At 71.5% G+C, this 26,461-nt stretch carries 21 protein-coding genes and 1 pseudogene; 9 read left to right on the plus strand and 13 right to left on the minus strand.

What is annotated here, in order from left to right; genetic code table 11:
• Positions 1 to 18: 18 nt before the first annotated feature.
• The gene (locus tag AB0G14_RS10435; protein ID WP_357695830.1) at positions 19 to 993 is read right to left on the minus strand and encodes a cytochrome c oxidase subunit II; all 975 of its coding nucleotides are present in this window, start codon (positions 991 to 993) and stop codon (positions 19 to 21) included.
• Positions 994 to 1,194: 201 nt separating this feature from the next.
• Between AB0G14_RS10435 and ccsA the strand changes: the two genes are divergently transcribed.
• The 4 genes from ccsA to AB0G14_RS10455 are packed head-to-tail and all read left to right on the plus strand — an operon-like array spanning position 1,195 to position 4,826.
• A complete protein-coding gene (ccsA, locus tag AB0G14_RS10440; RefSeq protein ID WP_357695832.1) occupies positions 1,195 to 1,956 on the plus strand; it encodes a cytochrome c biogenesis protein CcsA in 762 nt (253 codons plus the stop codon).
• The gene (locus AB0G14_RS10445; RefSeq protein WP_357695834.1) at positions 1,953 to 2,360 is read left to right on the plus strand and encodes a cytochrome c maturation protein CcmE; all 408 of its coding nucleotides are present in this window, start codon (positions 1,953 to 1,955) and stop codon (positions 2,358 to 2,360) included. Before ccsA ends, AB0G14_RS10445 begins: the two co-directional genes overlap by 4 nt.
• Positions 2,350 to 4,290 (plus strand): cytochrome c-type biogenesis CcmF C-terminal domain-containing protein, encoded by a 1,941-nt coding sequence (locus AB0G14_RS10450; RefSeq protein ID WP_357695836.1) that lies wholly within the window; start codon positions 2,350 to 2,352, stop codon positions 4,288 to 4,290. Before AB0G14_RS10445 ends, AB0G14_RS10450 begins: the two co-directional genes overlap by 11 nt.
• Positions 4,287 to 4,826, plus strand: coding sequence for a redoxin domain-containing protein (locus tag AB0G14_RS10455; protein ID WP_357695839.1), 540 nt, complete (start codon positions 4,287 to 4,289; stop codon positions 4,824 to 4,826). Before AB0G14_RS10450 ends, AB0G14_RS10455 begins: the two co-directional genes overlap by 4 nt.
• A gap of 119 nt (positions 4,827 to 4,945) precedes the next feature.
• Here the strand turns inward: AB0G14_RS10455 and AB0G14_RS10460 are convergent, their stop codons facing one another.
• Positions 4,946 to 6,055 carry an RNA-guided endonuclease TnpB family protein gene (locus AB0G14_RS10460; RefSeq protein WP_357695841.1) on the minus strand — a complete coding sequence of 370 codons (1,110 nt, stop codon included), beginning with the start codon at positions 6,053 to 6,055 and terminating at the stop codon, positions 4,946 to 4,948.
• 101 nt (positions 6,056 to 6,156) lie between these two features.
• On the opposite strand from AB0G14_RS10460, the gene AB0G14_RS10465 reads away from it, so the two are divergent.
• Complete coding sequence (locus tag AB0G14_RS10465) at positions 6,157 to 7,050, plus strand: cytochrome c-type biogenesis protein CcmH (RefSeq protein WP_357695843.1); 894 nt, start codon at positions 6,157 to 6,159, stop codon at positions 7,048 to 7,050.
• A gap of 173 nt (positions 7,051 to 7,223) precedes the next feature.
• On the opposite strand, the gene AB0G14_RS10470 is transcribed toward AB0G14_RS10465, so the two are convergent.
• Positions 7,224 to 8,447 carry a sigma-70 family RNA polymerase sigma factor gene (locus AB0G14_RS10470; protein ID WP_357695845.1) on the minus strand — a complete coding sequence of 408 codons (1,224 nt, stop codon included), beginning with the start codon at positions 8,445 to 8,447 and terminating at the stop codon, positions 7,224 to 7,226.
• Positions 8,444 to 8,803 (minus strand): YciI family protein, encoded by a 360-nt coding sequence (locus AB0G14_RS10475; protein WP_357695952.1) that lies wholly within the window; start codon positions 8,801 to 8,803, stop codon positions 8,444 to 8,446. Before AB0G14_RS10475 ends, AB0G14_RS10470 begins: the two co-directional genes overlap by 4 nt.
• Positions 8,804 to 9,018: 215 nt before the next feature.
• Here AB0G14_RS10475 and AB0G14_RS10480 point away from each other — a divergent pair, with 215 nt between their 5' ends.
• Together AB0G14_RS10480 and AB0G14_RS10485 are read left to right on the plus strand one after the other, a co-directional pair.
• A complete protein-coding gene (locus AB0G14_RS10480) occupies positions 9,019 to 9,429 on the plus strand; it encodes a DoxX family protein (protein ID WP_357695847.1) in 411 nt (136 codons plus the stop codon).
• 46 nt (positions 9,430 to 9,475) lie between these two features.
• Positions 9,476 to 9,925: a hypothetical protein gene (locus AB0G14_RS10485; protein ID WP_357695849.1), complete on the plus strand. Its 450-nt coding sequence runs from the start codon at positions 9,476 to 9,478 to the stop codon at positions 9,923 to 9,925.
• Between the two features lie 251 nt (positions 9,926 to 10,176).
• On the opposite strand, the gene AB0G14_RS10490 is transcribed toward AB0G14_RS10485, so the two are convergent.
• The 4 genes from AB0G14_RS10490 to AB0G14_RS10505 form a co-directional block, all read right to left on the minus strand.
• Positions 10,177 to 11,697 (minus strand): ABC transporter substrate-binding protein, encoded by a 1,521-nt coding sequence (locus AB0G14_RS10490; protein WP_357695851.1) that lies wholly within the window; start codon positions 11,695 to 11,697, stop codon positions 10,177 to 10,179.
• A gap of 57 nt (positions 11,698 to 11,754) precedes the next feature.
• Positions 11,755 to 12,246 carry a hypothetical protein gene (locus tag AB0G14_RS10495; RefSeq protein ID WP_357695852.1) on the minus strand — a complete coding sequence of 164 codons (492 nt, stop codon included), beginning with the start codon at positions 12,244 to 12,246 and terminating at the stop codon, positions 11,755 to 11,757.
• Positions 12,247 to 12,256: 10 nt separating this feature from the next.
• The gene (locus AB0G14_RS10500; RefSeq protein ID WP_357695854.1) at positions 12,257 to 14,050 is read right to left on the minus strand and encodes a RyR domain-containing protein; all 1,794 of its coding nucleotides are present in this window, start codon (positions 14,048 to 14,050) and stop codon (positions 12,257 to 12,259) included.
• A gap of 283 nt (positions 14,051 to 14,333) precedes the next feature.
• The gene (locus AB0G14_RS10505) at positions 14,334 to 18,548 is read right to left on the minus strand and encodes a HEAT repeat domain-containing protein (RefSeq protein ID WP_357695856.1); all 4,215 of its coding nucleotides are present in this window, start codon (positions 18,546 to 18,548) and stop codon (positions 14,334 to 14,336) included.
• A gap of 301 nt (positions 18,549 to 18,849) precedes the next feature.
• On the opposite strand from AB0G14_RS10505, the gene AB0G14_RS10510 reads away from it, so the two are divergent.
• Positions 18,850 to 19,806, plus strand: a complete 957-nt coding sequence (locus AB0G14_RS10510; protein ID WP_357695858.1) for an SCO2521 family protein — start codon at positions 18,850 to 18,852, stop codon at positions 19,804 to 19,806.
• Positions 19,807 to 19,812: 6 nt separating this feature from the next.
• Here AB0G14_RS10510 and AB0G14_RS10515 read toward each other — a convergent pair whose 3' ends face one another.
• From AB0G14_RS10515 to AB0G14_RS10535, 5 genes and pseudogenes are all read right to left on the minus strand, one after another.
• Positions 19,813 to 20,790, minus strand: coding sequence for an SCO2522 family protein (locus AB0G14_RS10515; protein WP_357695860.1), 978 nt, complete (start codon positions 20,788 to 20,790; stop codon positions 19,813 to 19,815).
• Positions 20,775 to 21,704 (minus strand): SCO2523 family variant P-loop protein, encoded by a 930-nt coding sequence (locus AB0G14_RS10520; protein WP_357695862.1) that lies wholly within the window; start codon positions 21,702 to 21,704, stop codon positions 20,775 to 20,777. Before AB0G14_RS10520 ends, AB0G14_RS10515 begins: the two co-directional genes overlap by 16 nt.
• Positions 21,705 to 23,546 carry an SCO2524 family protein gene (locus AB0G14_RS10525; protein WP_357695864.1) on the minus strand — a complete coding sequence of 614 codons (1,842 nt, stop codon included), beginning with the start codon at positions 23,544 to 23,546 and terminating at the stop codon, positions 21,705 to 21,707.
• Positions 23,547 to 23,774: 228 nt separating this feature from the next.
• On the minus strand, positions 23,775 to 24,578 hold the full coding sequence (locus tag AB0G14_RS10530) for an SCO2525 family SAM-dependent methyltransferase (protein ID WP_357695866.1): 804 nt from the start codon (positions 24,576 to 24,578) through the stop codon (positions 23,775 to 23,777).
• A 542-nt stretch (positions 24,579 to 25,120) separates the two neighbouring features.
• Positions 25,121 to 25,276: pseudogene (locus tag AB0G14_RS10535) on the minus strand (IS701 family transposase); the annotation flags it as partial.
• A 242-nt stretch (positions 25,277 to 25,518) separates the two neighbouring features.
• On the opposite strand from AB0G14_RS10535, the gene AB0G14_RS10540 reads away from it, so the two are divergent.
• Positions 25,519 to 26,457 carry an aminoglycoside phosphotransferase family protein gene (locus tag AB0G14_RS10540; RefSeq protein ID WP_357695868.1) on the plus strand — a complete coding sequence of 313 codons (939 nt, stop codon included), beginning with the start codon at positions 25,519 to 25,521 and terminating at the stop codon, positions 26,455 to 26,457.
• Positions 26,458 to 26,461: the final 4 nt, after the last annotated feature.

Raw genomic sequence — 26,461 nt, forward strand, 5'->3', positions numbered from 1 at the left:
GTCACCTCCCCCGGGTGGTCACTTCAGCGACTGCAGGTACGCGATGAGGTCCGGCAGCCGCGCGGCGTCGATCGGTTGCGGTGGCATGTAGCTGCCGGGTTTGACGGTCTGCGGGTTGGCGATCCAGCCGCCGAGGTGGCCGGCGTCGTTCGGCACCGCGCCGGCGCCGAGGCTCCAGCGGGAACCGACGTCGGACAGGTCGGGACCGGCCCGGCCGCCGGCGCCGGTGCCGCGGATGGCGTGGCAGCCGGCGCAGGTGCCCTGGACGAACGCCTGCCGCCCGCGCTGTTCGGCGTCGGTCCGCGGCTGCCGGGCCGGCGAGCCGAGTCGGGCCAACCAGGCGTCGAACTGCGGGCGGGGCTCAGCCACCACCAGGAACGCCATGTGCGCGTGCTGGGTGCCGCAGTACTCGGCGCACTGACCGCGGTAGGTGCCCGCCCGCTCGGCCTGCAGCCACGTCTCGCGGGTCTCGCCGGCGATCAGGTCGGTCTTGGGCATCAGCTGCGGCACCCAGAAGCTGTGCAGCACGTCCGCGGTCCGCAGCCGCACCCGGACCCGCTCCCCCACCGGGATGTGGAGCTCGTTGGCGGTCGCCCCGTCGATCCCCGGCACCCGCACCTCCCACCACCACTTGTGGCCGGTGACCTCGATGGTCGGCGCCTGCGGCTCCGGGCCGGCGCCGAGCGCCGCCAGGTCCCGCAGCCCGACGCCGTAGACCGCGACCAGGATGAGCAGCGGAACGCCGGCGCCGGCGACGGCCACGAAGCGCAGTGGCTGGCCGTGCCGGACCCGGGTCGTCGGTGCGCGGCGGAACAGCAGCGCCCAGGCCAGCAGCGCCATCACCTCGACGAAGACCGCCAGGGCTATCCAGAACAGCAGCCACCAAGTCCGCTCGACGCGCTCGGCGCCGGTCCCCGCGGTGTCGAGCGTCGACGGCGCGTCCGTGGCACAGGAGGTCAGGGCGAACAGCGCCGCCAGGGTGCCGAGCGCCATGACGGTGCGACGGTGCGACCGCCGCGCGGTCCCACCGGCCGTCGACGCCGCTGACCTGTCCACCGCCAGGGACGGTAGCGGCACGAACCGCACTGGGCCGCAATTATGCCAAAAGCCGCCTATCGCCTTCTTTGGGCCGCTAGCGTCCTGTTCGAGCGATAGCCAGCGGAAGCGCCCGGTCGGGGCGCGGACAGGGAGATCATGCACCAGCGGGTCCTCGATCTCGTCGCGGATACCCCACGGGCCGCCGCCGGCCGCCGCACCCTGGCCTGGATCGCCGGCGGGTTGGCCGCCGCGGCGACCCTGACCGGCGGGTTGGTGGCGCCCGCGGACCAACTCCAGGGGCAGGCGCAGCGACTGATGTATCTGCACGTCCCGGCCGCGTGGGTGGCGTACGCCGCCTTCGCGGTCGTCCTGCTCGGCAGCGGCGCCTACCTGCTCAACCGGGATCTGCGGTTCGACCGGCTGGCCCGGTCGGCGGCCGAGATCGGCGTCGTGCTGACCGCCGTCGCGATCGCCACCGGCGCCGTCTGGGGCCATCTCGTCTGGGGCACCTGGTGGGCCTGGGATCCGCGGCTGGTGAGCACCGCCCTGCTGCTGGCGGTGTACGCCGGCTACCTGGCGTTGCGCCGCCTGCTCAGCGAGCGGCACGCCGCGGCGGACAGCGCCGACCATCGGGTCGCCCGTTCGGTGGCCGCCGTCGGCATCGCCGGGTTTCTGCTGGTACCGGTGGTGCACTTCTCGGTCGTCTGGTGGCGCTCCCTGCACCAGCAGGCGACGGTGCTCGCGCCGCAGCGCCCCCCGATCGACCCCCGGATGGGAGCGGCTCTGCTGCTCGCGGTCGCCGCCGCGACGGCCGCCGCTCTCTGCGTCCTGCTGCACCGGCTGGCAGCTCTGGAACGCCAGTCCGCCCCTGCGGCGCGGCAGGCAACCGCGGCCCGGACGCCGGTCCGTACGGGATGACCCGCCGCATCGGCCGGATCGCAGTCGGCCTGGTCGGCCTGGCCGCCGGTGCCCTGCTGGCGGCCGCCGCCATGCAGGGCACTCTCACCTACTACCGCACCCCGGCGGAGGTGTCCCGGGATCCGGAGGTCCGTCAGGAACGGCTGCGGGTGGGCGGCCAGGTGGTGCCCGGCTCGCTGCGCCGTGCCTCCGATCGGACGGAGTTCCGGCTCGCGGAGGACGGCCACGAAATCGCCGTGCGGCAGCGCGGTGTGCCGCCGGAGACCTTCCGGGAGGGCGAGGCGGCCGTCGTCGAAGGCCGCTACTCCGCCGACGGGGTCTTCGACGCGGATCAGGTCGTCGTTCGGCACGGCAACGAGTACCGGCCTCCGACAACCCAGGGAGGGCCGGCGGATGGCCGGTGAGCTCGGCACCGCGAGCCTCGCCGCCGGCCTGGTTACGGCCACCCTCGCCGCCCTGCTCTGGCTGCGCGCCGGGCTGTCCGGCGGGCCGGTCAGGGTGGCGCGCGCCGCGACCGTCGCCAGCTTCCTGGCCGCCGTCCTCGGTGGCGCCGTACTGGAGTACGCCCTGCTGCGCCACGACTTCAGCGTCCGGTTCGTGGCCGAGAACGGTGGACGGGACGTGCCGGTCTACTACACCGTCACCAGCCTCTGGTCGGCGCTGGACGGCTCGCTGCTGCTGTGGCTGGTCATCCACTGCGCGATCGCCACGCTGCTGGCGACTCGGGCGTCGCGGTACCCGGCCCGGCTGCACGCGTACGCCATGCTCGTGGTCAGCGCGGTCGGCATGTTCTTCTTCGCGCTGACCTACTTCGCGGCGAACCCGTTCCGGGAGGTGCGGCCGGTGCCGCTCGACGGTCCCGGACCCAACCCACTGCTGCAGCAGCACCCCGCGATGGGAGTGCACCCGCCCCTGCTCTACCTGGGCTACATCGGCCTGGTCGTGCCGTTCGCGTTCGCGCTCGCCGGGCTGCTCGCCGGCCGGAACGGGCACCGCTGGCTGCGCGCCGCCCGGCCCTGGGCCCTGGTCGCCTGGTCGGCGCTCACCGCCGGGATCGGGCTCGGCGCCTGGTGGTCCTACGCGGTGCTGGGCTGGGGCGGATACTGGGCCTGGGATCCGGTGGAGAACGCCTCCCTGTTGCCCTGGCTGACCGCCACCACGCTGCTGCACACGGCGCTCGGCGGCGCCCGGGCGCGGGCGGGTTGGAACGTCGTGCTGGCCTGCGCGAGCTTCCTGCTGGTGCTGCTCGGCACGTTCCTCACCCGCTCCGGCGCGGTGGCCAGCGTGCACGCGTTCACCGAGTCGCCGCTCGGTCCGATGCTGCTGGGCTTCGTCCTGCTCGCCGTCGCGGTCTCGACTGTGCTGGTGGGGTGGCGGGGCCCGGGTGCGGTCCCGCGGAGGCGCACGCCGGTGCTGTCGCGGGGCGCGGCCGTTCTGGTCAACGGGGTCCTACTGCTGACCATCGCGGCGATGGTGCTGGTCGGCACGATCTTCCCGCTGTTGTCCGAGTCCCTCGGTGGGATCCGGACGGCCGTGGGCCCCCGCTACTACCAGCGGACCGCGGTGCCGCTGGCCGTCGTGGTGCTACTGGTGATGGGCGTGGTGCCCGCGGTGGTGTCGGCCCGGCGGGCGGGCGGGCTGCGCCGGCTGGGCGTGCCATTCGGCATCGCGCTGGCCGTCGTGGCCGTGCTGGGCTGGGCCGGGCGCCCCGGTGCGCCCGCCCTCGCCGCGTTCGGGGCCGCAGCGTTCGTCCTCACCGGCCTGGCGGGGCAGGCCACCCGGGCCGCCCGCGTCGTGACGGCCGCCCCCCGGCTGGGCGCTGCGAGGCTCGGCGGACTGCTGGCGCATGCCGGGATCGCGCTGGTCGCCGTCGGGGTCGCCGGCTCGTCGGCGTACGGCAGCAGCATCGAGCGGGAGATCCGGGTGGGCGAGGCCCTGCGCGTCGACGGGGTCCAGGTGCGGCTGCTGGAGGTGCGTCGAACGGGCGACACGGATCGGATGGCGGTGACCGCCCGGCTCGAGCGCGACGGCGGCGCGACGCTGGCCCCGGCCCTGCGCTACTTCCCCGCCCACGACACCGCCGTCACCGTTCCGCAGGTCCGCACCGGAATGCTCCGGGACGTCTACGTCACGCTGATCGCCGCCGCCGCGGACGGCGGCAGCGCGACCGTACGGCTCGCGGTGAATCCGCTGGTGGCTCTGCTGTGGGTCGGTGGCGGGCTGACGGCGGCCGGTGGGCTGCTCGCGGTGCCGGCGGCGGTGCGGCGCCGCCCTGCGCCCGGGGCCGCCGTCCCGACCGCGGCGGCAGTCGAGCGGCCGGAGGTGCGGGTGTGAGCGTGCTCCGCACGCGGCTGTGGCCGGCGCTGGTGCTGGTGGTCACCGCCGCCGTCGGTGCCGGCCTCGCCGCCGGCCTCGACACGCCGGACCGATCGGCGCCGGTCGGTGCCTCGACGGGGGACCCCGCGCCGCCGATCGCGGGCACCACTCTGGACGGGGGCCGGTTCGACCTCGCCGAGGTGCGGGGGCATCCGGTGCTGGTGAACGTGTTCGCGTCCTGGTGCGGGCCCTGCCGCGACGAGCTGCCGCTGCTGGCGGAGGCCGGCCGGCAGGGGCAACCCGCCGGGTTGCGGGTGGTCGGCATCAACCTGCGCGACGGGCCCGACGCGGTACGGGCGCTGCTGCGCGAGACCGGCGCGGAGACGATGACGGTGGTGCCGGATCCCGACGGCACGCTGGCGATCGGCTGGGGGGTCCGGGGCGTGCCGGAAACCTTCCTGGTGGACCGGGACGGGCGGGTCGTGGACCGGCGCCAGGGCGTGGTCACCCGGCAGTGGCTGGAACAGCGGCTCGGTCCGCTGCTGACCGGTTGACATCCTCCCGGCCCTGAAGGGCCGGGATTCCCTCGGTCGCCCGTGGGGTTTCCTGCTTCGTCGCCGACTGCCCGCCCGGAGGAACTCCGTTGAGGTCTTACACCAGCTCCACAGGCGTTTTACCTGTCCACCAGCCCGGCGGCCAGGAGGTTCCTCGCTGCGTTGACGTCCCGGTCATGGGTCGCACCGCACGGGCATTGCCACGTACGGATGTTCAGCGGCAGGGATTCGGTGAGCCGCCCGCAGTCCGAGCACAGCTTGGACGACGGGAACCAGCGCTCCACCGTCACCAGGGTCCGCCCGTACCAGGCGGCCTTGTACTCCAACATTGCCCGCAGATCCCACCAGGCCGCGTCGGAGATCGCGCGGGCCAGTCGGTGGTTGCGCAGCATGTTGCGAACAGTCAGGTCTTCGATCACGACCGTTTGAGTCTCGCGGACGAGTCGAGTCGACAGTTTGTGCAGGTGGTCCCGTCGCCGGTCGGCGATCCGGGCGTGAATCCTGGCGACCTTGAGTCGGGCTTTGGCCCGGTTGGCCGAGCCTTTCTCCTTGCGGGCCAGGTCCCGCTGGGCCCTGGCGAGCCTTTGCCGGTCGGCCCGCTCGTGACGGGGGTTGGTGACCTTCTCCCCGGTGGACAAGGTCACCAGGCTGGTCAGCCCCGCGTCGACGCCAACCGCCGTATCCACCGGTGGAAGTGGCTGGACGGTCGGGTCCTCGACGAGCAGGGACACGAACCAGCGGCCGGCCGCGTCTCGGGACACGGTGACGGTGGACGGTACGGCACCGTCGGGCAGCGGACGCGACCACACAATGTCCAGCGGGGCGTCCATCTTCGCGAGAGTCAGTTTCCCGTCCCGCCAGCGGAACGCCGACCGGGTGTACTCGGCGCTGGCCCGGGACTTCCTCTTCGACTTGAAACGGGGATATCGGGCGCGTTTGGCGAAGAACGCCGCGTAGGCGGCGTGCAGATGCCGCAACGCTTGTTGCAGCGGAACGCTGGACACCTCGTTGAGGAATGCCAGTTCGGCGCCGCGTTTCCATTCGGTCAGGGCCGCCGACGATTGCGTGTAGCTGATCGAGCGGCGTTCCGTGGCGTATGCGCGGGCCCGCATCTCGAGGGCTTTGTTGTAGACCAGACGCACGCACCCGAAGGTGCGGTGGAGTTGTTCGGCCTGCTCCGGGGTGGGATAGAAGCGGTACTTGTATGCCCGCTTCACCACCCCGCCCACATTTCACAAGCTATCAGTCCATTGTGTTACACGATCATTGAGGGGAGGGAGCGGCGTTTCCTCCTGGCCCTGAACGGCCGGGTTTCCACGCTGCAACTCTGATGAGGCGGCGTCACGCCCTCGGCGGCGCCGTGCTGGCCGTCCTGCTGGCCGCGGCGGTCCTCGGAATGGTTCGTGCGGGCCAGCCCGCACCACGGCAGGATCCGGTCCGGTCGGTCGCCGTCGGGTTGCGCTGTCCGTCCTGCCAGGGCGAGTCGGTGGCCGACTCGCGTTCCCCGATCGCCGTCGGCATGCGGCAGGTGGTGGCCGACCAGCTCGCGCGGGGCCGCGACCCGGACGACATCCGGCGCTGGTTCGTGCAGCGCTACGGCGAGGAGGTGCTTGCCGATCCGCCGGTGCGCGGTGCCGGGCTGCTGCTGTGGGTCGTACCAGCGCTGGCGCTGGTCGGCGCCGGGTACGCCGCGGTTCGGACGCTGCGCCCCCGTGCCCGGGGGGCGCCGGCGGCGGCGCCGGCACCGACGGAACCGGCGCCGAGCGGCGCGGCGGCCCGCCGGGCCTGGCGGGCCGGCTCGCTCGGTCTGGTCGCCGTCGTCGTGGCGGTGGCGGCCGCCGGGGTCCGCCTCGACGGGTCGACCGAGGGCGGCGAGCCACCGGATCCGGCGGCGGTGGCCGTGCTGCTCGCCCGGGACATGGAGCAGCAGAGCCGCTTCGACGCGGCGGCGGAGCTGTACCGGCAGGCGTTGCGAACCCGTCCCGACGACGGGGTGCGGCTGCGGTTGGGCTTCGCGTTGGTCCGCGCCGGTGACACGACCGGTGCGGAACGGGAGGCCCGGCAGGTGTTGGCGCGCGTTCCCGATTCACCGGACGCGCTGCTGGTGCTCGGGCTGGCCCAGCGGCAGTCCGACCGGGCCCAGGCCGAGGTGACCCTGCGTCGCTTCCTGACCGCCGCCCCGGACCATCCCGCCGCCGCCGAGATCCGCCGGCTGCTCCCCTGACACTCACCCGTGCCGACCCACGCGGCGGCCCCGTTCGCCGGCGGCACCGGCGCCGCCTCGCTCCCCCACCGAACCTCCCGAAAATGGAGAAATGTCCGACTTGAGGTTGCGGAGCCGATGGCTTGTGAGCCGGACCGGGTGCCCCTTGGGCCGCCGCCGGTCCCCACCGTGGGTCACCGGGCAGCGAGTCGGGCCTGTCGGAGCAGGTACTCGCGTTCCGGGATGCTCGCCGTCTGCCGTGCTGCGGCGCGGTAATGGGCGACGGCAGCCTCGTGATCACCGGCTTGGTGGAGCAGGTGGGCCCGCACGGCGGCCAAGCGGTGGTTGCCCGTCATCCGGGGATCGGAGTCGAGCGCTTCCAGTAGCGTCAGGCCGGCCCGGGGCCCGTGGACCATGGCGACGGCGACGGCGCGGTTGAGCGTCACGACGGGGTTGTCGTCGAAACGCTGGAGCATGTCGTACAGGTCGAGGATGTGCGGCCAGTCGGTGTCTTCGGCACGGGCGGCCTGGCTGTGCGCCGCGGCGATCGCCGCCTGGATCTGGTAGGGGCCCGGTCGGCGGTGCGCCAGCGCCGCGGCGAGCAGCGTGACGCCTTCGTGGATGGTGCGGCGGTCCCAGCGGTCGCGGTCCTGCTCCGCCAGCGGCACCAGTTCACCGGCGGGGCCGGTGCGCGCCGCCCGGCGGGCGTCGGTGAGCAGCAGCAGCGCGAGCAGGCCGGCGACTTCGGCGTCGTCGGGGCGGGTCCGGTGGCACGTACGGGCCAGTCGGATCGCCTCGGTGGCCAGGTCCGTGCGCTGCAGGGCGACACCAGAGGTCGCCGTGTGCCCTTCGTTGAAGATGAGGTAGAGCACGTGCAGCACCGCCCGCAACCGACCGTCGTAGTCGTGCCGGGTGGGCGGTTCGAACCTGGCGCCGGCGTCCCTGATGCGCTGCTTGGCCCGGCTGATCCGCTGCGCCAGCGTCGCCTCCGGCACGAGCAGGGCATGGGCGATCTCCGCCGTGGTCAGCCCGCCCACCGCTCGGAGGGTCAGAACGATCTGCGAGGCCGCCGTGAGCGCGGGATGGCAGCACAGGAAAAGCAGCGTCAACGTGTCGTCGGATACGTCGCCGGTGTCGGCCGCCGGAGCCAGCCAGTCGGCGGGTGGCACCTGCGCCGCGAGTGCCGCCTCGCGCCGCAGACGGGACCGCTCGCTGCGCAGGTGGTCGATCAGGCGTCGGGAGGCGACCCGGATCAGCCAACCCCGCGGGTTGTCCGGTACGCCTTCGGCGGGCCATTGCGTCGTCGCGGCCAGCAGCGCCTCCTGGGTGGCGTCCTCGGCCTCGTCGAAGTGCCCGTAGCGGCGCGTCACCGCTGCCAGGACCTGTGGCGCCAGTTCGCGCAGCAGGTCATCGCTCATCCGTGCACGGGTCGTAGTTCGACGCGGGTGGACACGACGCCGGCGAACCGGGCTGCCAACTCGACCGCACGGTCGTGGGTCGCCACATCGATGATGCCGAACCCGGCGAGGAACTCCTTGGTTTCGGCGTAGGGCCCGTCGGAGACCACCGGCGTGCCACCGCGGAGGTCGACCGTCTGCGCACGTGCCGGCTCGGACAGCCCGAAGGCGCTGACCAGCTCGCCGGTGGCGGCCAGTTCCTTCTGCAACGCCTGCATCGCTTCGAAGTGGGCGGCGATCTCCTCGGGCGACATCGCGTCCGGGCCGGTGCCGGCCAGTGTCTCCCAGGCCGACGGACCGCCGTAGGTCATCACCATGTACTTCACCGTCACCCTCCGCGTTCGCTCGATCGGACATTGATACCAGATCACGACGGTCGAGTCCGGCCGGCGGCCCGCGCGCAACCATCCTCCCGACACCTCCGCCACGTGGCCGGCGAAAAGATCTTCGAAAGAATCTCGACCGGCGTGTAGAGAACGAGTGGCCGGCTCCGACGTCCCGGGTACAACGACGATCCGACGAGGAGAGCCCGATGACCGCCAACGTCGCCACCCGTTCCGCCAGCCGCCCGACCGGTCTGCGCCGTGCCGGATCCATCGCCCGGTGGGTGGTGCAGGTGTTCCTCGCCGTGCAGTTCGTCTCGGGCGGGGCGCTGAAGCTCATCGGCGACGCGCAAATGGTCGACCTGTTCACCGACATCGGTGCTGGGCAGTGGCTGCGTTACCTGGTCGGCGTGTGCGAGGTGGCCGGCGCCCTCGGTCTGCTGGTTCCGCGGCTGGCCGCGCTGGCCGCCCTCGGCCTGACCGGGCTCATGGCCGGGGCCGTGGTCACCAACGTGCTGATCGGCGCCAACCCTGCGGTGCCAGCCGCGTTCCTGCTGCTCGCGGCGGTCGTCGCCTACAGCCGCCGCGCTCAGATGCGCCGCCCTACCCCCACCCGTTGACACCCCAACCGTTCATACGCCCGACCCAGCGAGAGGAACCATCGCCATGACCGACGAGAGCCTCGGCGGCGCGCCGTCCGCCAGCACCCCCCACCCGACCCTGAAGACCCTCGACGTCCTGGTCGGCACCTGGCACGTGTCCGGGCCCGGGCACCATGGCACCGTCACCTACGAGTGGATGCCGGGCGGTCACTTCCTGGTCCAGCGCGTCCACCTTGTCCAGGGCGACCAGACCACCTCCGGTGTCGAGTACATCGGATACGACCCCGGGAGCGGCACCCTGAAGTCGCACTTCTTCGGCAGCACGGGAGAGATCCTGGAGTACGTGTACGAGGTGGCCGGCCGCGAGCTGACCATCTGGTTCGGCGAGCCAGGCTCGCCGGCGAGGTACCGCGGGACCTTCGACGCGGAGGGCACCAGCGCCACCGGCGCGTGGGCCTGGCCCGGTGGCGGCTACCAGTCCACGATGACCCGCGTCCATCCCGTCATCTGTTGACAGCCTGGTGGGGCGGTGTCTCTCAGCGGGAACGCCGCAGTGCTGAGTTGCTCGCGGACCGCGGCCAGCGCCTCGGGGGTGGCCTCCTGCTCGGCGGAACGCCCGCGCAGCACGGTGAGCGCGGGGGTCGCGCCCGGACAGCCAGGGCAGGACGCCGATCAGGGCGATCACCGCCCCGGCCGCGCCGATCCGGGACAGGGCGGTCACCCCGGGAAACGGCCGGGGCGCGGCGTTCCGGAGGGGTGCGCCGGTCACGCTGGCGCGGTTCGGGCCGTGATCAGCGTACGCTCGCGCGAGTCGCGCTCCACGCCGGTGAACGCGCCGGACTCCCCCTGGATGACCCGCTCGTGCAGCAGCGGGATCGCGGCGTCCGACTCCAGGATCAGCTTCTCCGCCTGCATGACGGCCGCCTGTCGCCGCGGTCCGGCCGTGGTGGTCGCGGCGGTGCTCAGGGCAGCGTCGATGGCCGGGTCGCAGAGCTGGGCGATGTTGAACGAGCCCTCGCAGGAGAAGTCGCTGTACATGTAGGCGACCGGATCGCCGGAGTCCAGGACGGTGGCGCGGGACAGGACGAAGGCGTCGAACCTGCCGGCCAGGGCGTCGGCCTCGATCTGGGCGTACTCGCGTACCTCTTGGCGCACCTTGAAGCCGGCGGCTTCGAGCTGCTGCTGGAGTTGCACGGCGACCTCGGGCAGCTCGGCCCGGTCGGTGAAGGTGGCCAGCACGATCGGGGTGCCGTTGACCTTCTTCGCGGCGGTGTTCTGTCGCTCGAGGCGTGCCTCGGCCGCCCAGGGCAGAGCGGGACCGAGCAGGCCCGCGGCGATGTCGGCGCGGCCCTCGTAGACGGTGTCGACGATCGGTTCGCGGTTGATCGCCTGGCGGGCGGCGGCCCGCACGGCGGGGTCGGCGAACGGGCCCTTCTTCGTGTTGAGGTACAGCGTGTTGGTGCGGGGCATCGGCACCTCGAACACCTTGTCGGCGTCGAGCAGACCGGCCTGCGACACCGGGACGGCCTCCGCCACGTCCGCCGTGCCGGTCCGCAGGGCCGCCGCCCGCGCGGTGGCGTCCGGGACGAAGCTGACGTCGATCCCGGCGGCCTTCGCAGGCCCGCCCCAGTAGCCGTCGTATCGGTCCAGCTTGGCGGTCGTGGTGTTACTGGAGACCAGCTTGAACGGGCCGGTGCCGTGCCCGACCGGGTTGACCGCGCCGTCGGCTCCGTAGGCCGCGGTGGACCGGATGGAGAGCTGCGGGCTGGACAGCCGCTGCGGCAGCAGCGGGTCGGTTTCACGGGTGGTGACCAGGACCGCCTTGTCGGCGGCCGCGGGATCCGGCCGCACGGTCAGCTCGACGCCGTCCAGGATGCGGGGCTTGGGGCTGGCCTTGGTCGCCGCGGTCAGGGCGGCCACCACCGACGCCACGGTGAGCGGGATGCCGTCGTGGAACGTGACCCCGCTCCGGATCTCGAACCGCCACGTCCTCGGGTCGTCGAGCAGGGTGAAGGCGGTGGCGAGGGCGGGCTGCGCGATGCCGTCGGCGTCGAGGGTCACCAGGGTCTCGGCCGTCGACCAGCGGGACAGCTTGAACGCGTCGTCGCTGAACGGGGTCAGCCCGCTGCGCGGCGGCAGCAGCATCGCCACCGAGATCCGGTCGTCGCCGGTGGCCTCGGCGGTGTCGCCGCCGGCGTTGAAGCAGCCGCTCAGCAGCAGCACGCCGGCGACGGCGGCGGCGGCGAGGCGTAGGCGCAAAATCGTCGCGTCATGTCCCACCGACACGCCGCGCTGAGGGTGCCGAGCTTTCGTCGCAGGCAGCCGCCCGCCGTTGCTGGCTGGTCAGTCCCCGAGGGCCATCCGGCGGGCGCCGACGGGCCAGAGGATCGTGGTCGGGATGCCGTGGTGCCGCGCCCAGTCGACGGTCCGGTCCGTCGACGCCGCGTGGCAGCCAGGTTCGCCGTCCCACACCGCCACAAGCCGCTGCACCCGTCGCACCATTTCCCGGTTGGCGGCCACGTAGGCGGCGGTGTTCGAGCGGTCGTAGCCGGTGTGGACGACCGCCGCAGCCCGGGCGAGCAGCTCATCGAAGGCCGTCCGGTTCTCCGGGCTGATCACGGCGGTCCGGTAGTCGCGGGCCGGGAGGATCACCTCGTGCGTGCCGCCCATCTCCAGAATCGTGCGCACGAAGACCTGATCCGCACCGGCCGCCAGGCAGGTGACGCCGTGCACCGGCCGGTCGCTGATCCGGCGCAACTCGACCCGAAGCGCGTCGGCGACCAGCAGCTCGGTGTCGCGGGTCAGGTTGATGTGCCCGGTCATGCCGACACGCACCGGTGCAGGATCAGCCGGCATCCCCCGGTCCTCTCCGCTGCGCGGGGACCGCGGGTGCCAGCCGGATCAGCTCGAACCCGCTGTCGGACAGCACGTCGGGCAGCGCCCGGATCTCCTCGCGGTTCTGCTCCTGGACGTCGGGGGGCAGTTCGTGCCACGGCCGCAAGGCGGGATGCCGCCGCCGGACGTCGTCGCGGGGCTCGCCGTACGTCCAGCCCTCCCCTCGCCGTTCCCGGCACCACCGTTCGTGCTCGAGGCGGGCGAGTTCCTCGATCCGGTCGTCGATGACCTGCCCGGAGGCGTCACTGGTGCCGCCGCGCCGGGGCGCCACGACGCACCCGAGATTCAACAGCTTCGCGGCGATGTCCTGGACGTGGGCCCGGTTGGCCCGCCGCAGCGACTCGGGCAGTCGCGACCAGTCCACCATCGCCGGCGCGTCGCCGGGGCGTACCCCGGCGCGCTGCTGGGCCTGGAGATACCGCTCGTGGATCAGCCGGGCCAGCCGCTCGGTGAGGTCCTCGGCGATCAACCGGGCATCGCAGGCGCGGGTCAGCACCGGATAGAGGCGGAGCTTACCGTGGACCTCGTCGAGCAGGTCGTGACGGGAGTCGCCGTGGAAGGCGGCGGCGAGCGCTGCCTGCTGGTAGACCGGCACGAAGACGGAACTCTCGGCGCTCTGCCAGAGGGCGGGCGTGTTCAGCACGAACTGCAGGCCGCTGGTCTCGTCCGGTGCGCAGACGTAGATGCGGTCGTAGCGGTCGCGGTCGAGCTCGTGGAGCCCGTCGAGGTCCAGGTTGTACGCGGTGAGCTGGCAGACGGTGGTCAGGAACGGGTAGCGGGACGCCGCGACGGCCAGTTCGGTGTCGGCGTCCGGGGCCACGAGGTCCACCCGCAGGGGTGGCACGACGTGGCCGGGAGGGGTGCCGGCCCGGCGTGCCCGCCAGTGCCGCGCGGTTTCCGCCAGGAGGGCTCGGCGGAAGGTGCCGGTGCCGGCGATGAGGACCTTGGTGGGTCGGCCGGCCGCGTGTGGCAGCGGGTGGTGCCGGTGCAGTGCGCGGGCGGCGACGTCGTCGACGTGGAAGTAGTCCAGCCGCAGCCGGCTGGATCCGGCGGCGCCGAGTCGTCGGGCCTGCAGTGACAGGCACATCTCGGAGTCGTGGACCAGTACGTAGACCCGAGGCGGTTGCCGTCGGTCCTGGACGAGCCGGCTGGCGGTGTTGGCGATCGCGTGGTTGCGGTCGTCGTCCTCGCTGCAGGCGTAGATGGTGTGGGCCCGGGGCAGGCCGGCGCCGCGCAACACCTGAGGGCTGGCCGGGTCGCCGATGACGCCAAGATACCGGCGTAAGCGGTACTCCAGCGGTCCGAACGGTTCGGAGCGCACCACGACCACGCGTTCGCCGTCGGCGAAGAGTCGGTCGGCGAGCATGTGGGCGAACTGGGAGTCGCCGCAGACCAGGACGTGACCACGGGCTCGCCGGGCCCGCAGGCGGCGGCTCTCGGCGGCCAGCAGCAGCCGGCTGGCCTCGGCCACGGCGAGGAGGGTGAACAGCGGGGCGGCGAACCGGGCGACCTGCAGCTGCCACGGGTAGGGTCCGGAGTTCTGGAAGGGTTCGGCGCCGAAGACGAAGAGTTGCAGGTCGTAGTAGAGCACGTCGTACGGGTCGTGCGCGGTGTCCGGCCGGGCCTGGAGCAGGCGCTCGAAGCCGACGTAGCCGAGTATGAAGGCGGCCAGTCCGATGACCCCGAACACGACTCGAAGCCACCATTCGGCCGGGCGGGGCGAGCCGGCGACCGGGTCTGTCATGAGCCTGATGGTATTTGACGAGGTCGATCAAGTCCGCGCTCGACGCGTACCCGCCTCCGCGCTGCCAGCTCGGGCGAACCGGCGGCGGGGAGCACATCGAACGGAGGCCGTCCCCGCAGCCGGGGCTGGTCGCCCTCGCGGGTGCGGGACCATGCGTGAGCTGCTGCCAGCGGTCGGTGCGAGCGTGTCGCTGACGGCGGACGGGGCTGCGGTTGGTGTCCCGCCCGGCTCGACCAGCTCACGGGCGATGGCACCGGACGCCCGGGCGTCCGGTCGGGCCCGGTCAAGGAAAGTCGTCGGGCTTGGTGTCGGGCAGCGCGGCCAGCAGTTGCCCGGCCAGCCGCCGTACGGTCGCGTCGTCCTCCTGGCGAGCAAGCCGCACGAGCACCACCCGGGTCCGGGTGTCCCTGCAGTAGTGACGGGTCAACCCGAGCAGCGCGGTCCGGCGGATCTCCCAGTCGTTGTCGTCAGCCAGCCGTAGCAGCAGCTCCTGTATCCCCACCCGGCCGGCCAGCGTGGCTCCCAACTGTTCCACGGCCCGGCGCCGGACCTCGAGGTCCGGGTCGTCGCGGACCAGCCCCACCAGCAGTACCCGGACCTCCGGGTCGGCTGCGAAGTGCGCGCCGAGCGCGGCGGCGATGCGGGCGCGGATCGCCGGGTCCTGGTCTGCCAGGCGGCGCAGGAGCCGCAGTGTCACCGCCATGGATGCCGAGCCCTGCTCGGTCAGGCAGCACACCGCCGCGTCGAACACGGTAGGGTCGCTGTCCGATTCGACGCACTCCAGCAGCACGTCGGTCACCACATCGGGGCTCCCGTACGCGCAGAGGGTCTGCACGGCGGCCAGCCGGATGCCGACGTAGCTGTCTCGGCGGGCCCGCCGGCACAGTGTCTCCATCAGGCCGTCGGCCTCGCCGTAGCGGGCGAGCGCCTGGGCGGCCGCACGCAGCACGTTCGGGTCGGGGTCCCGACTGACCTGCTCGGCCAGGCACTCCAGCACCTCGGGGTCGGGCGGGTCGGCGAGGCGGGTCAGGCGCAGAGTGACCCGCAACCGGACGATTGCGTCCCGCTCCTGCGAAGCGCGGCTGATGAGCAGATCACGAGTGGCGTGGCCGAGTAGCGGCCGGCCGGTGAGCAGGTCGACCGCGGCGAGCCGGACGCTCGCGGTCGGGTCGCGGTGAGCTTTCTCCAGCAGCAGTTCCCCGGTGCGGTGGTCCGGGTAAGCCTCGGCCAGCGCGCGCACCGCGGCGAGGCGCACCGTCGCGTCCTTGTCGGCACGAGCCGCGTGCGCCACCACGGTCCATCCGGTGTCGTCGGCGCGGTCCCGGTCGATCAGCGCGGTCACGGCGGCGGCACGCACGGAGGCGTCCTCGTCCTGCTCGATCTGATCGACCAGCCGGGCTCGGCAGCGCCCCTCCGGGTCGGATACGAGCGCCAGCCGCTGCACGGCGACCGCGCGGAGCCGCGCGGAGGTGTCCGAGCAGGCAAGCTTCAGCAGCAGTTCGGTGCTCTCCGGGTCGGACCGCCCGGGCAGCAGCTCGGTCACCACGCAGCGCCGCACCTCGTCCGGGGAGTCGCCGGTCACCCGCTGCAGCGCCCGGGTGCGGGCGGTCTCGGCGTGCTCCGGCAGGGCCAGCAGGCCCTCCAGCGCGCACTGCACCACGCCCGGGTCGGTGTCGGTGGCCAGCAGACGCTGCAGTGTCTCGGGGGCGTCCGGCAGGTCGGCGCAGCGCGTGGTGAGCACCCCGGCGGCGGCCCGCCGCACCGCGGTGGCGGGGTCTTCGGTGGCCCTGGCCAGCATCTGGCGGACGTCCTCGGACAGCTCGGTCCGGCCGCCGAGGGACTGCACGGCCAGCGCGCGCACCGCGAGATCGGGTGAGTCGGCAAGGTCGCGCAGCACGTCGACGTGGTCGGGGTCGGCGCCGAAGTGCGCGACCAGAGCCCGTACGGCGGCCTGCCGCACCGCGGTGGAGACCTCGGCGCGTGCCTGGGTGAGCAGGAGGTCTCGGCATCGGCGGCGGCTGCGGCTGGTGGTGTCCAGCCGGCCGGCGGTCTCGGCCAGCCCCGCGACCAGGGTGAGGTGGGCCTGCCGCTCGCGGCCCTGCCCGAGTTCCCGGACCAGCAGTTCCTCCAGCTGCTCCTCGGCCGTGGAGAGCACCGCGGCGATCCGGGTGGCGAATGCGGAGCCGGTGCGCCAGCTGGTCCGCACCCCGCGGCGGCGGTACCAGTGCAGGAAGGCTTCCCGGCCGGGCCAGCTCGGTCCGAGCGCCCGGATCGAGGACAGCAGCTCCTGCTCGGTGAGCTCCACCAGGTTGGGGTCGTCGGCGGAAATGCCGTGTTCGACCAGCCGCACGACCTGGCAGAGCACCGCGTCGCCCGCGCCGGCCAGCTCGGCGGGCTGCGGCGCCTCCGCCACGCACTGCGCGGCCAGCACCAGGTTCCACGGCGGGCCGGTCAGGTTCAGCGGCGGCCAGGGTTGGTTGGCCTCGGTGGCGAGCTGGATGACCAGGTCGTTGGCGGTCTGGGCGGGCAGGGCGCCGGCGACCAGCCGGAGCACCTCCCGCCAGGACGGGTCGGCCCAGTGCTCCCGGAACAGCGCGCGCAGTTGGTCGAGGCCCCAGGCGTCCGGATCGTGCTCGAACCTGTCCACGATCTCCTCGGCGCAGAAGAACTCCAGGAACGTGCGGTGCACGAACCCGAACAGTCGCAGTCCGTACCGTTCCAGGATGAAGCTTCGCTGGCGCAATTTTTCGATCATCGAGTAGGCCATGGCGAGCGCCCGCTCGTTCTCGAAACCGTAGAACGCGACGAGGTGGTCGCGGAAGACGCGCGCCAGTTCGTCGGATTCAATGTAGTTTCCTGCCGGGCCGGACTCCCGGAACTGCATCCAATACGCCAGGTGGCGCACCAACCGGCGCTTCGCCTGCAGGTCCAGCAGCGGCACGTCGCTGTGGCTCTCCCGCAACTGTTTGGTCACGTCCCACTCGGAGATCAGTACGTCCGTGACGTGCGCGTAGAGCCGGTGCCGGTTGCGGGGCAGCGGGTGGCCGCGGCCGACGATCGCCATGAGCATCAGCAGCAGGGGGTTGCCGGCGATCTCGTGCATCGCTCGGGACCCGCGCACCACGTCGAGAATCTGTCGCCGCTGCCGGTCCGCCTCCGCCGCCGGTGTGGGCATCACGTAGCGGTACCAGTTGCCGAGGAACCGGACGATTCGCTCGTCGTCGAAATCCTCGAGCGTGAAGTGGTCGAAGCCGGCGTTGGCGAAGGTGTGCCGCAGGTACCCGGCCGCCCGCGAGGTGACCATCGTCCGCACCCCCGGGTACTCGCTGGCGAACGTGGCGATCTGTGCGGCCACCTCCTCCCGCTGCGCGGGGTCGAACACCTCGTCCAGGCCGTCGAACAGGAACAGCGCCTGGCCGCCCTGGCGCAGGTACGCCTCCAGCACGCCCTGGTCGATTCCGGCCAGTCTCTGCTGGTGGCGGTGGCCCACGTAGTCCAGCAGGCCGTCGCACCGCCCGTCCCCGCAGTGCGCGGCGTAGGAGCGCAGCTCGATCAGGACGGGCAGGTACCGGTCCAGCGCCGCCAGCCGGGGCTCGGCGCAGACGCCGGCCAGCGCCAGCGCCAGGTACCGCGCGGCCGCCGACTTGCCGGAGCCGGGGTCGCCGAGCAGCACGATCGCTGGCCGGCCCGGATCGCACACCACGTCGAACAGGGCCAGCGCGTCCTTGGCCGCGTACTCTTCCCAGAGCCGCTCCACCTCCTCCGGGTTGACCACCCCGGGCAGCGCGCTGGCGTCACCGTCCACCGTGGAGCTGGCCCAACGCCACCAGGCCAGTGGCATCTCCGGCCGGGTGTCCTCGTGCACGCGGGGCTCCACGAACATCTTCGGTAGCCCGACCGTGAGGTATCCGATGGTGGGGCGTGGTGAGACCGCGTCCAGCGGAACGGCCTGGTACCGCAGCGCCAGCTGTTTGTAGTACTGGCTGCGCACGGCTTCCGGCAGGTGGGTGCCCGGGTCGGCGGGCTCGCGCGCCGGGGACCGGCCGCTGCGCACCTCGGCCAGTGCCATGGTCACCTTGGCGGCGAGGTCGTCCACGCCGGAGAAGAAGGCACAGAGGTGGCGCTCCTTGAGCTCCCGGCGCAGCGCGACGATCTGCTGCCAGTCGGCATCCCGGTCGATCATGTCGACCGGCCAGGGGGTGTCCTCGGCGAGCAGGAAGATCAGGCAGGGCTTTCCGGCCGCGAGTGCCTCACGGTACTCCAGTTCGGTGATGGAGGAGTCCTGGCCGGGCGGCCGAAATCCGTACCGCCAGGCGAACAGCCCCACGTAGAGATCGCATCGGCGCACGTCGGTCAGGCATCGTTCCAGCGGTGGCCGGACGTCGGCGCCGTACGCCTCCATGGCCACGTCCTCGATCTCGAGACGACGTGCCACGACGTGCACGGCAGCACGATATTCCAGCAGGTCCTTTTGGGTGGCTGAAATGTAGACCTTCATGAACGGCAAACTCCAGGGGGTAGCTGGCGACCGCACCAATGAAAATATCAGCCGCCTTCACATCCCTCTGACCCGCAAACACTCGCAACCCCCGCCGTACATGGGAATCCCGCCGACGGTGGGCCTATGATGGCCACAGGACGGATACGGATCCGGGCGGGCCGAATCCCGTGCTCACGAGGAGTTTCGGTAATCCCACACGGGCCCGTGTCGGTGCGGGTCACGGCGGCGTACGTCAATCACCATGGGACCGCATTCCGCGGGGCGACCGCGGACCGGTGCCGGCAATGCGGAGGAAGCCATGCTCACGGTGGGTGAGGTGCACACCAGCCTGCTGCAGCACAGCACGGCGCTGACCCAGGAGCAGAGCTCCGAGGTGCTCGGCCTGGTCGAGGGCGAGGTCGTGCTGACCTCCCGACGCCCTTCGCTCTACGCGGTGTCGCCAGACGTCCGCACCGGCGTGGACTGCTGGCTACCCAGCGCCAGGAAGCGCCAGCTGCGCGGGGTGGGTGCGGTGGTCACCCGGGCCATCGTCACCGGTGGCCGGATCGTGCAGGCTTCCTCGGTCATCCAGGTCGTCGCTGGAGATCGCCGCCAGCCATGGTCGCACTATCTGGCCAACCCCGGCGTCCTTGAGACGGTCGGCAGGCTGGACGCCGCGGACCTGACCGCAGGCTTCCTGCACGGCAACCACGCGGACGTGCTGAACCTGGAGGCGATCACCGGCCGGGTACTCGACGGCGTGCAGATGTCCGACCTGCTGGACCGGCACCCGCCACTGCGCGCGGCGCGCACCCGGCTGCGCTGGACCGCGCAGGTCGACCAGCAGCCGGGCCCGGCCGTCTCGGCGGTGGTCACCGTGGACTCCCCCACGCTGCGCACGGTCGAACTCGTGGTCGGGCCGCAGGACGTGCCGGCCGCCGTGGCCGGCCTCTGCGAGGATCTCGCGCTGCACGACTGGCTGCTGACCATGCTGTCCTCCCTGGTGGAGGCCGCGGTCACCCGACCGGCCTCCGGGCAGGAGCACATCGAGCGGCTGCGGCCGGTGCTGGAGCACCTGCTGCACCTGTGGCTGCCTGGCGCTCGGGTCCACCCGCGGCTGCGGCCGATCTGGGACCGCCTGGAGCAGGTGCCCGGGTTCAGCCGGCAGTGGAAGTCGTCGGTCAACTGGATCCGGGATCAGATCAGCGTGAACAACATGGCACTGCTGCGCGACCTGGCCGACCGGGTGGCGGTCAAGCAGCCGTGCGGCCGCTGATCACGCTCACTCGCCGATGAACACGTAGCTCAACCGGTCGACCAGCTCGCTCGGCAGTTGCAGGCCCTCGCCGCCGGCCCGCTTGGCGACCTGCTGCGCGACTGCCGGAGGTACCGCCACCTGGCCGAGGATGGTCCGTACGGCCAGCTCCACCGGCAGGTACTGGGTGTCCATGAGGGTCAACGTGCGGTACGCGCAGAACGGCGCGGCGACCGGGTTCAGCTGGACGATCGCCGGCAGTTCGTCCCAGTCGGTGGGCAGCTCCCCGGCAAGCCGGCACGGCTGCCTGATCGTCTCACCCCGGTGCCGTAGCACGCCCAGCCGGGTCAACTGCCAGACCGAGGCGAGCAGCGCGCAAGCCCACACCCGGGTGTTCGGCTCGTCGGACCACAGCTCGATGTCGACGAAGATGGAGTGCTGGGGGTCACCGGACTGCACCGGCGGGGACCACGGCCGTGGCAGGGTCATCGCCGGGGCGTCGACGTGCCCGGGCGACCGCTTACCGTTGGACAGCCAACCCGACTCGTTCAGCGGTGGGCGACTCCCGGTGGTGTGCCGGGGCGGTTCCACCACCAGTGTGTCGACTACCAGCTGGGCCAGCTCGACACCGTCGTGCCGCGCGAAGCTGGACTCCCGGGCCACGTAGTCCAGCATCAGGCCGTGCTCCGCCGCGGCGCTCTGCACCTGCGGGATCACCTCACGGGGAGTACCGAAGCGGTGGAAGTAGTCGTCCACCATGAAGCAGGTGCTGATCCGCGGTTGCCGGTGTGGGGGCAGGCCTCGTCGGGCCAGGGCCGGGATCGCGGCCGACCAGTCCGCGATCCGCTCGAACTTGCGCCGCAGCTCCTGACACCCGTCGCCGAAGTCCTCCGCGTAGAAGTGCCCCAACTCCACCGACAGATGCGAGTACGCCACGCTCTCTGTACGTCGCACCGCAGCTGCCTCCTGGAACCTGACATCCACGCCAATCACACGGTCTCCCATGCCGTCTCGTCGAAGAGCTTCTCGGTCAGATCCACGAAGGCGTCCACGGTCTTGACGTTCGCGATCTTGCTTTGCACGTCGTGGTCCGAGATGAGCTGCTCCCGCCACTGCAACAGAGGATCCAGCGGCACCGCGCCGAACAGCGTGGTGCGCCCGACGCCCCGCCGTCGGGCCAGCTCCGACAGCTCCGCGTCGCACTTGCGCAGGAAGGCCTGCTGCGCAAGGTCGAGGTAGCCGACCTCGGGGCCGCGTGAATCGATCACCGCCGTGCGGATGAACCGCAGCGACTCCCGCAGCCGGTCCGGCTCGTGACCGTACTCCTTGCCCATGGCCACGATCCCGCCTGCCTCGTAGGCCAGATCCGCAGCCGCGGTGACGTGCTGGGGAGTCCACCGGTGGAAGACCAACCAGCGAACGGTGACCTTGCGTAGGGTCGGGGTGGCGGTGGCTGCCAGCGCGATCTGGCTGGCGTACGACCGGCCGGCGCTGAGGTCCACCAGGGTCAGGTCGAACTCCTCCTCCAGGCGAAGGAAGAGTTCGGCGCAGCGCTTGGCGATGTCGTTGGTGAAACCGAACTCGCTGCCGTTGCGCTGCCCGGGCAGGAGCACCAGCGGACCGGACCCGATGGGCCGCTGGCGCAGGCTGGCCCGCTCCGACGTGCCCCACACGTCCAGCTGCTCCGGAGACGGGATCTCCCCGCGCAGATACCGGTGCAGGCCGCCACCGTTGGGCCCGGCGCCCTCCACCCCGTTGACGGCCTGCGGGATCTGGAACGTGATGCCGGCCGTCGGCGAGCCGAAATCGTAGTCCAGGTAGCAGGTGGGGCGGCCGGACAACGCGCTGCGGTAGGCGATGTTCGCCGCGGTCACCGAGCGCCCGGTACCGCCCTTGTGCGATGTGACGAAGACCAGCATTCAGATCCCCTCGCTGGCTTTCTGCTGCCCGGTGGCGACGTCGTTGAGCAGCAGCAGCAGGGTGTTCGCCAGGGCGGCCGCCGTGCCGGGGCGTTCGTCCACCAGCAGCTGTGCCCGGCGCAGGCTGGCCCGGATGCTGCGCATGCTGCGCTGCATCGCCTCACCGGCGAACGTGCCGCGCATCAGCTCCCGGTCGAACAGGTACTCGGCCTCGTCGATGAGATCCTGCGCGTACGCGGCGAGCCGGCCAGCCCGCGGGAACGGCCGCTCCCAGAGCAGCTGACCGGCGCTGACCAGCGCCTCCACCACCCGCTCGGTCAAATACCAGGAGGGTGCGTCCGGCTTCGGCGCCAGCCCGGGGAAAGCGCCGCCGGCGTGATCCCACAGCCCTCGGTGCTGGCCGTCAGGAATACGCCGCAGCAGCAGGTGATCCCACACCTCGTCCGCCAGCTCGAGCAGCTCGCTGCGCCGCCGGGCGTTGCTCAGCAGACCGGCGACGGTGGCCGCCCGCTGGAGCAGCACGGTGGAGTACTCGTTCACGTTCCACGTCATGATCGGCTTCGACGTGTCGTCGTTCAGGGTCACCCGCTTGCCTGGCGCGTGCAGGAGCAGCGCCGGCTCGTCGGGCGAGGCACGCCGGGTGATCCGTGCCCGCTGCGCCAGCTCCACCAGCACCGAGGCGATCCGGCCGAGCTCCTCGTCGGCGCCGCGCCCGCCGGCGATCAGGCCCTTCACCGCCAGCGATGTGGCCTGGAGGGTGTAGTAGTCGGTCCGGTCACCGTCGGTCGTCCGCCAGGGAATGTCCTCGATGGGCCAGCGCCGTCGGTTGCCGAAGGTCGCCACCGTCGCCCAGTAGGTCCGGGTCAGCTCCCAGCGCAGCTGCAGCGCCCGAGACAGCCGCTGCTGCTCCTCGTTGAGCAACCCGAGCAGGCGGGTGCGTTCGGAGTTCAGGTCTTCGATGGCGTCCATCGCGATGACCGTGAAGTAGAGGTAGGGGGCGTTCTCCGCCGAGCCCTCGCGCTGCAGGCCGATCGGCTCGGTGGTCGGGACCTCCTCGGCCCCGGCGATGATCCCCCACGACCAGCCGCACTCGAACAGCATCTCGCTGTTGTCCAGGTCCTCGGTCACCCGGCCCGAACCGATGACCACGCTGCGCAGGCTGGCCATGGTCTCCCGCAGCTGTTCGCGCAGCGCGGCCACGACTTCGCGGCGCGGCAGCTCGTCCTGGTTGATCATGTCGCACAGCCGGAGGCCGTACTCGTCGGTGGAGGTGAAGACGAAGGTACTGAAGCTGCGGAGCAGGCCGACCATGGCCGCGGTGAGCCGCGCGCTGGCCATCGCTTCCAGGGCGTCCAGTTGCGCCAGCAGGTCGCGTCGCTTGGTGGCGCCACGGTAGACCTTGACGAAGCCGATCGTCGCCAGGGTAAGCGTGACGGACACCGCGAACGAGTCGACGATGTCCAGGGAGCGTTGCTCGTCGGTGAGCTCCGAGCCGCCCTCCAGCGGGGCGAGGTAGCTTCCGCCGCTGAAGATCGGGGTGCCGGCGTCGTCGGTGTAGCGCGTGAAGTAGTCGATGATCACGCTGACCAGCCGGCGGGGAATCTCGATCGCGCCGCCGATCGGGCTGAGCGCCTCGATCACCTCTTCGTCGGCGCGATCCGGGTCGTCGAGCGACAGCACGGGGACCCTGGCCGCCGGGAGCAGCAGGGTCAGTAGTTGCTCCGCATCGCTGATCGAGTTGCTGCCACTGCGACCACCCCAGTGCCATTCACCGTTCTGCCAGCAACTACGCACCGTGGCCCGCCAGATGTCGAGGATTTCCTGGCGTGGCTGTATCCGCACGATTCACCGCCGTCTGCTGTAGTCGTCGACTCGAAACTGCTGGTGGTGCCGTTCACACGATGATCCACGGTGGTCCACAATGATGTGCAACAACATGGTAGCGGTCCAGTCGAGTGCCGCTTGAACAGCTTCGATGGCCGCGTGTCGGCAACCCGACCCGTCGGGCGCGGGTGTGAATGTCCGTACCGGTGGGCCGGGCCGATCTCACGGCGCCGGTGCTTCCGATGATCAGACACGGCACTGACCGCGGGTACGGCCGGTGGTCAGCAGCATGCTCAGGTACCCGTCACGCAGCGGCGGTGTGAGCCGCACCTCGTGGACGGCCAGGTCGTACGCACCGGCCGCGATGCTGGCCACCACCTCGGCGCGCTGCAGCGCCACGGCCGGGAACAAGCGCTGGCCGACGCGGTAGCCGCGGGAGCCGAGCATGACCGCCACGGCAAAGGGCGAGCCGGGCCGCAGCGCGTCGAGGAACCGGCCGATCGCGTGCTCGGCCTCCGCGCGGTCGGCCGATATGGAGCAGGCTACGAAGAACATCGTGCCGGCGTCCCAGGCGTGCCTCGGCGCGTCGAAGACACTGGTCCTGCGCACTCGGCCGACCCGCGCAAGACGGCCCCGCGGATCGGTGAGCGCCGAGTACGCCGGGTGCTCCGCGCACACCTGCCAGTACGGGTCCCAGAGCTCGTCGTAGCTGTCGATCTGCGTACGCAGCCAGCTCACATTCGACGTCGACCAGTCACACAGGTCGATCGTGCGCGCAAACGGCAGAAGTGACAGCGCCGGGTAGAGGTTCGCCCCCGACCCCACGTCGACACAGTGCGCGCCGGAGAGCTTCGCCTCGGCGAGAAAATCCCTGGTACGGCAGAGGATTTCACGATCGTCGGCACGCAGAACCGCGTAGTTGTGCCGGACGTACGCCTGGGGGTCGAAGCTGTCCCACTCGACGTCGGAATTAACCGGCCTCGGAGACTGGATCGGCGGGGGTGGCGCCGACTCGCCGCAACCGCCGCCAGCCGCCGGGGTCAACGTCATGGACGGGCCTCCATCGAAGTCGGCTGATCACCTTGGCCGTGGTTTCGGCACGCTCCTTCTCGCTGCCCATTGTGCATCGAAGGTGGTGTTGGTCCGCAAGCAGCGGCATTTCACCAACTCCAGGCAATGACGACCTGACGGTGTTCGCCCTGCCCTCCCCAGTTCACACGGCCGAGGTGTGGGCCTGACCCGCTTTGACGGACATCCGATATCGGGAGCCAGCGGCTCCGCGGTATCTGTCAGTCAAGTGAGACTTTCGTGATCGGGTGTCTGCATCTCGGTGGGTTGAGCTGCTGGTTCGTTGACCCACACGGTGTCGGGCAGGGCTGGGGGTCGGGGGCGACGGGTGAACCGGTCGGGGTGGGCCCGCCAGGCGGCGTCGACAGTGCGTTGCCGCTGGTCGTGTACGTCGTCGGTGCCACCGCTGCGGCCCTGCCTCCGCCTCGTCGATGCCAATCAACGACGGCACCACCAGTTGCACGACCTGTTGCGCGCGTAGGCGGTGGATCAGGTCAAGCAGCTGGGGATCGGCGACGACCGTTCAGCAGGTCCTGCATCCCGTCCGGGCCGGCATCCCCGGCATGCTCGGCAATGGTCCAGCAATTCTTCCTGGGCAGCGGCGCGAGTTACCCCCGAACGAAGTCACGCACCCGGCGGCGGGGCTCCGGCCTGCGAAAACGGCCGCCGACAGTCAACATCCGGTCGCCGAACAACACCTGCCGCCGCTGGGCGTCTACCCTGTATCCCGCAGCCACCGCCGCGTCATGGTCAGTCCACACAGCCGTCCACGATTGACGGTGGCCACCTTCGTTCTGCACCACGTCAACCCGCAGCTCAGCCAAGGTCACAATCCCGGCTGGAGCAACTACGGGGGTGCGCTCAAGCGGCGAGCTGTCGTTCAGGTCCCACACGTCAATTTGCCTTGGACAAGGATGTCTCAGTGAGCAACACACCGCATCTCGGTCCCGTGCCTCAGCGCATTGCCGTCGGCGCGGAGCAGGTGCGTCGGCTCGTCGCCGGCCAGTTCCCTCAGTGGGCCGACCTCCCGGTTCAGCCCGTGGCCAGCGGCGGCTGGGACAACTGGACCTTTCACCTCGGCGACGGAATGCTGGTGCGTTTGCCCAGCGCATCCGAGTACGCCTTGGCGGTCGACAAGGAACACCGGTGGCTTCCGACGCTCGCCCCCCGGCTCCCGCTGCCCATCCCCGTCACACTGGCGAAAGGGAAACCCGGCGCGGGCTACCCCTACTCGTGGTCGGTCTACTCATGGCTTCACGGCGAGCCCGCGAGCGCAGACCGTATCGCCGACCCCGTCCGTTTCGCCATCGACCTGGCTGAATTCCTGGCGGCCTTGCAGGGCGTCGATACCACTGACGGTCCTCGCCCCGGACAGCACAACTGGTTCCGGGGCGGCACGCTGCGCACCTACGGCCGGGAAGTCCAGCGTGCGCTCACGGCGCTTGACGGCCACGTCGACGTCGACTTGGCCCGCGAGATCTGGAAGAGCGCACTGGACGCTCCCTGGGACGGTGTGGAGAGCTGGTTCCACGGTGACGTCGCCCAGGGAAATCTTCTGCTCAACGACGGGGAGTTGGCAGCCGTCATCGACTTCGGGACATGCGGCGTCGGCGATCCGGCCTGTGACCTGGCAATCGCATGGACATTGCTGGCCGTCGACGGCCGGCAGGCGTTCCGGGAGCGACTGTCCGTCAGTGAGGCGACATGGGCGCGCGGGCGCGGCTGGGCCCTCTGGAAAACGCTCGTCACCTGTGCCCAGCCCTTGGGCACTGCCGACGAGCCGGCCCCGAACGCACTGCGCGTCCTCGGCGAGATCTTCTCTGAATACGTCGCCGACGCCGTCACCAAGCCCAAGCCATGAACAG

This window comes from Micromonospora sp. NPDC023814, assembly GCF_040639595.1.
Taxonomy (GTDB): Bacteria; Actinomycetota; Actinomycetes; order Mycobacteriales; family Micromonosporaceae; genus Micromonospora.